2 protein-coding genes are annotated in these 1,137 nt (G+C 55.9%); one reads left to right on the top strand and one right to left on the bottom strand.

The window, feature by feature from the left end; all coding sequences use genetic code 11:
- Window positions 1-252 (top strand): hypothetical protein (locus AABM41_09920; GenBank protein MEK6192610.1); only part of this gene is annotated, 252 nt, incomplete at its 5' end.
- Window positions 253-678: 426 nt separating this feature from the next.
- Here the strand turns inward: AABM41_09920 and AABM41_09915 are convergent.
- Window positions 679-1,137 (bottom strand): transposase (locus AABM41_09915; protein MEK6192609.1); only part of this gene is annotated, 459 nt, incomplete at its 5' end.

Here is a 1,137-nt window from a genome sequence, read left to right as displayed (position 1 = left end):
GACAACTTCCCTTATCTCCCGAAACGCGAATACGATCGTCTCGTAGCTAAGGTCGATAGAATCAAACCAAAGGGCCCGCTTGTAAAACCCCGCTTGTCTGGTGCCGCGGTAACGAATATGACGGCGTGGTATAACGAAACATATCGCAACGCGGTGTTGGAGTGGGGCGAACTTATCGATCTTGGGCGTGGACCTGACTCACCTTTACTCGTGCGCTGGTTCAGGGTTCATTATTCGAAACGCGCAACATAACAAATCGGGTATGAAAGTCGAAGTCAAGCACAGAGATCTCCTGAACCGCCAAAGTCGTGATTGACTTCGGAGGGCTATTAACGACTCGCCGGCTGGCGACTCAAGTAGCCTCACCGAGTTGCCTGCGAGTAACTGCGCCGCTCAATCTTACGCACCCTTTGTCGACCGTTTTGGTTTTGCTTCTGCCAGCCATTCAGGTATGTGAGACTCACGCACTCTGAGGCGCGGCCTATGGTTCGATTGGGCTTGGTGGTCGGTGCGGGCCTAACCATTGGACGGGACTGCGATCTGAGTTTGAGTCTGATCGGTCCACGATTTAGTTTAGAGACTCCGCACCGGCCCTAAGGGTTTAAGTTGGCGGCCACAGCAACTACTAACTCGATAAGTTATCAACCTGGTTCCAACGACGAGCAAGTGTAGTGCGGGTCAGCGGCTTAGTTCATCGCAATAAGGTGTCCTCCTTAACCAGATCGCCCTTAAGGTCGAGACAATCTTGCGCTGCACGGTCAGGCGCGCATGAGTCTTATCGTGCGTGGTCTCGAGGGCTCGCTGGTAAGCGCGCTTGAACCCGTTGTCTGCGCGCGTCCGCAGGGCGGCTTCAAAAGCTTTGCGTGACACATCCTTCAAACGACCACAGCCGGAGTAATCGAGTCGCGGCCGCCGCAAAGGTTTGCCGTTGCTGCTGCGGTGACTCACACTCAGCCGGCAGTACTTCCACAGCTTCCGCTTCGAGCTGAAGCGGTTCGGCGTGTGAATGTAAGCACTGAAGCGACAAGCACAGATGGGACCCACACCGGGCACCGTGCGCAGCAGCTTGATCTCGGGAAAGGCTTGGGCCGCCCGCAGCATCAACCATCGGGCTTCCGTTTGCGCCGCCACCGTCTG

This window comes from Chloroflexota bacterium (assembly GCA_038040195.1).
Classification (GTDB): Bacteria; Chloroflexota; Limnocylindria; order QHBO01; family QHBO01; genus DASTEQ01.
The sequence above is the reverse complement of the archived record's forward strand: the minus strand, read 5'-3'. Positions and strand labels throughout refer to the sequence as shown.